3 protein-coding genes and 1 pseudogene are annotated in these 4,344 nt (G+C 36.7%); 3 read left to right on the plus strand and 1 reads right to left on the minus strand.

Translation table 11 applies throughout. From position 1 onward, the window contains the following. From JCM21531_RS23210 to JCM21531_RS16615, 3 genes are all read left to right on the plus strand, one after another. Positions 1-1,229 (plus strand): HINT domain-containing protein (locus tag JCM21531_RS23210; RefSeq protein ID WP_243467879.1); only part of this gene is annotated, 1,229 nt, incomplete at its 5' end. A gap of 64 nt (positions 1,230-1,293) precedes the next feature. Beyond that, the gene (locus JCM21531_RS23215; RefSeq protein WP_038291488.1) at positions 1,294-2,268 is read left to right on the plus strand and encodes a hypothetical protein; all 975 of its coding nucleotides are present in this window, start codon (positions 1,294-1,296) and stop codon (positions 2,266-2,268) included. Positions 2,269-2,280: 12 nt separating this feature from the next. Beyond that, a complete protein-coding gene (locus JCM21531_RS16615; RefSeq protein ID WP_020457933.1) occupies positions 2,281-2,751 on the plus strand; it encodes a DUF6630 family protein in 471 nt (156 codons plus the stop codon). Between the two features lie 272 nt (positions 2,752-3,023). On the opposite strand, the pseudogene JCM21531_RS16620 reads toward JCM21531_RS16615, so the two are convergent. Further along, positions 3,024-4,247 (minus strand): annotated as a pseudogene (locus JCM21531_RS16620) (IS256-like element ISCth4 family transposase). Positions 4,248-4,344: the final 97 nt, after the last annotated feature.

Below are 4,344 nucleotides of genomic sequence, written 5' to 3' on the forward strand. Positions count from 1 at the left end.
CTGCGGCGATAAATGGAGGATCGTTTTTGGAAGGATTTGCTGACGGGGCATTAAGCGGAGCAATTTCCGGAGCGGTGACAGGAGCGGCATGTGCCGGGCTTGGTGCTTTGGGAGCAGCTGCAGGGAAAAGCATCCAATGTATGAGCACAGTGGGAAAAGCGATAAATGTTACATCAAAGGTTACGGCAGCACTCTCGTTTGGTATGGATGGATTTGACATGCTGGCAATGGGAGTATCATTGTTTGATCCATCCAACGCATTGGTTGAATTTAACCGGAAGCTGCATTCCAATGCACTTTATAACGGATTCCAGATTGCTGTAAACGCGCTGGCTGTTTTCAGTGCCGGGGCGGCATCGACAATGAAGTGCTTTGTTGCAGGTACGATGGTATTAACTGCGACAGGCTTGGTTGCGATAGAGAATATCAAGGCAGGGGACAAGGTAATTGCGACGAATCCGGAGACTTTTGAAGTGGCCGAGAAGACAGTGCTTGAGACATATGTGAGAGATACGACGGAGCTTTTGCATTTGACAATCAATGGAGAGGTAATCAAGACAACCTTTGAGCATCCGTTTTATGTTAAAGATGTGGGTTTTGTTGAAGCGGGAAAACTGTTAGTCGGAGACAAGTTGGTTGATTCAAAGGGCAATGTTTTGGTGGTTGAGGAGAAAAAGCTGGAGATAACGGATGAACCGGTTAAGGTTTATAATTTTAAGGTGGATGATTTCCATACCTATCATGTTGGTAATAATGGAATATTGGTACATAATGCAGACTATAATCCGGTTCTTAACGATAAATTTAAGTTAACGGAAGCGAAAAAATATGAAAGGAAAATTAATAATTCAAAGAATTTGCACCATGATTTAGGTGATTTTGGTGAAGAAGTGATGAAAAAGGTTGCAAAAGAAAATAATTTAGGTAATGACATTTCGGCGATGTTCAAAAGAGGCAGAAACGGTATAGATGGGACGTTCTTATCTGAAGGTCCTCCACCGAAATTAACAATTATTGAATCGAAAGCTTCAGTAAAAGGCAAGTTTAATTATAGTTCGAAGCAGAAGTTGGGTGGAGAAAAATATTTTAAAGATATGCTCAGAAGGTCTAGTAAGCAATATAAGAACATGGCAAAAAACTACAAAAATCTAAAAAAACAATTTCCTGAATTAAAAGTTGATTATATTAGAGTGGAGGCAAAAGTAAAAATAACTAAAAAAAAGGTTTAGTGTAGAAGACGTAAATGTAAAAGCATGGGGAAAAATATGAGATTAATTTTGAGAGGTGAATATAATGTTAAATAAGAAAAAGCTTGAAATGACATTTAAGAAATACAAGAAAAATTGGATTGAGGAGATAGAATCTAAAGATTCGGAGGAAGAGTATGAAGAAATTAAGAATGAAATTGATGATATAATCAAAATGAATGCTGTAGAGAAAGATCATGTTTTATTGATAGATTTAAGTAGTATATCTTCATATTACCTAACGAAGTGGAAGAACGAGGTATTGATAAATGGAGGAAATAGTATAGATGAATTAAAGAAAGTTCAAATGGTTGTATTTTATCAATGTGTGGGACAAGAACTCTATAGAATTCGTTATCCTAATATGGATTTAGAATATGATTTTTTAGAAGTTGTTACAGCTTTAATTCACTTTACGATGTTTGGCTGGGAAAGGGAAGAAAATATATTATTTAATCTTATTGTAGATAATCTTGGAAAAAATATTTTGGATGTAGATTATCCGCAGAAACATATATGGTTTTTGTTAGAGTTATATTTAAGGTATAGGAACAGAACCATAGCAGGGGAGAGTCAAAATGTACATTTGGCAGTGAAAGATAAGCTGAAAAAAGAGGGGCGTTCATTTGAATTAATTCCTGAAGATCTTGATGTTTATAAAGAAGCATTGGATTTATGGTTGAGTCCAAATTTGGAAGAGGTTAAAAGCGTGATTGATAAAATGATATTGTATCATTCCGTATTAGTTTCGGACATTGATAACGAACCGGAATTTGGTGATTACACGTATGGATTTTATCCATATGAGATATTGTTTTTAATGCATATAAGGAGGAAATTAGGTTTGCCGGTACCGGATAAATTTGAAGACTTGCTGATGAACACACCGGAAGCGAAGGTGGTGATTAATGAGCCGGAGCCATATCCGGAGTGGGATCCTTTGTTGAGAGCCATAGATGAGTTTTACCGAAAGAATTATCCAAATTACATTCCCAACAAGCATGGAAAACTGTTTGAATAGGAGGAAACTGTTATGGCAATGGAAGATATAGTTGGGATTATATTTGAAGACATTGAGGAAGTGAAACCAATTTTAAGTGATTCGGAAGGAAATGATTTGGAAGGAAATGATTTGAGTGAGGCGATATTGGAATACGGGATATCGGAAGGGAAGTTTCTGTGTGTTGATTATGGTGGAGAAGAGGGGAGCGAGATAATAAATTATATAATGGATTATGAATTCAGTCATGGAATAGAGCTTGCAACACAGGAGGAGTTGGAAGAGCTGGACGAGATGGAGTATGATGATTTGACAGATAAGATAAAAGAAGTGAACAAGATATTGGAGAAAGCAGGGTATGGACTGTTTTGCTTTCCAACAGGAAGTGATTTTTATGCGTTGTTTATAGCGAAGTTGGAGGATAAAGAGAAGTTATTGGAGGAAAAGATAGTTGATGATGAGGAGTTGCCATTGGAAGAGAGGTATATTCAGTATTATGTGTAAGGGGATAATCTGCAGTATTTAGAGTTTTGGATAAGAATATGGCTTTTATAAAAATATTGGCAGTGTAAATATTTTTGTGTAAACTAATTTTCCTTCTATGTTAGTGTTTAAATATATTTTAAGACTCGAAAGTCTGCTTTGTCAAATTTTATAGATTCAAAAGAATTTCTGATAAGAAATTCTTACAAAAGAAAAATTTGACAAAGATGATGCGTATAAAATATTACAGAGGGGTTCAGGAAACCAGAGTTTCCCTGAACCCCTTGATTATACTATATACGCCCTTCGAACATAATCTGTAGCTGTCCCAGTATCAAACCCCAGTTTTTGTAACGCATCGTCCATTTTGAAGTAATCTTCACTGTAGCTAAATATATGCTCTTTAAAAGTGACTGGTCGCCAGGAAATACTGTCCTTGATTTGTTTATCCTTCTATAACTGCTATTCAGGCTCTCAATAGTATTGGTCGTATACATGATTTTACGTAGTTCCTCCGAATACTTAAAAAATGGACAAATAACATCCCAATTGCTCTTCCAGCTCTTCATAGCTGCCGGGTATTTCTTCTCCCATTTCTCTGAAACCTCAAGCATCTGGTCGTACCCTGCCTTCTCATTCGGAGCCGTATATATCCGTTTCAAGTCCCTGGCAAATTCCTTTCGGTCTTTATCTGACACATACTTTAGCGTGTTTCTTATCTGGTGTACTATACACCTCTGATATTCAGTATTCGGAAAAGCCGCATTGATTGCATCCTTTATCCCTGAAAGTGCATCAGCACAGAGAATCAGGATGTCTTTAACTCCTCTGTTTTTAAGGTCTTTTAAGACACTCAGCCAGAATTTTGAGCTCTCATTTTCTCCTACATAAATACCGATAACATCTTTCTGCCCTTCTATATCAATTGCCAGCACAATATATACGGCCTTCTTCCCAACAATGCCGTCATTTTTTACTGAAAAATGAATTGCGTCAATAAATACTATCGGATAAACCTCTCCCAGAGGCCTTTTCTGCCACTCTTCTATCTGAGGTAGTATTTTATCAGTGATCTTACTTACCATCTCGGCAGATACTTCAAATCCGTAGATTTCCTGTATCTGCTCATTGATTTCTCTGGTAGACATCCCCCGCGCATACATTGCTATTATTTTATTTTCAATTTCTGAAATGTCCCTTTTATACTTGGGAACAATTTTCGGCTCGAATTCTGCATTCCGGTCCCGCGGGATATCTATTTCTACTTGCCCTACACTTGACTTTAATGTTTTTGATGTGTACCCGTTACGGTAATTTGATTTCGCTTCTTCAGTTGATTCGTACTTTTCATATCCGAGATGTTCATCCAGCTCTGCTTCCAACATATTTTGTATCGTATCTCCGAGCAGATCCTTCAATGCTTCCTGCAAATTCTTTGCTCAAGTGATGTTGTACTCAGAAATGAGATTTCTGATAAGCTCTTTCTTTTCTGGTGTTATTATTCTTTTTCTTGCCATAAAAAACTCCTCCTATACTTTAGTATTCTATCATAGAAGGAGTCAATTAGTTTACATAAATATTTTACAGTCTCTTAGCTTGTAAAGAATTATAATA

The sequence above is a fragment of the Acetivibrio straminisolvens JCM 21531 genome (assembly GCF_000521465.1).
GTDB classification, from domain to species: domain Bacteria; phylum Bacillota; class Clostridia; order Acetivibrionales; family Acetivibrionaceae; genus Hungateiclostridium; species Hungateiclostridium straminisolvens.

Coding starts and splice junctions, on each gene's coding strand:
- JCM21531_RS16615 (WP_020457933.1), top strand. CDS start 2,281: ATGGCAATGGAAGATATAGTTGGGATTATATTTGAAGACATTGAGGAA.
- JCM21531_RS23215 (WP_038291488.1), top strand. CDS start 1,294: ATGTTAAATAAGAAAAAGCTTGAAATGACATTTAAGAAATACAAGAAA.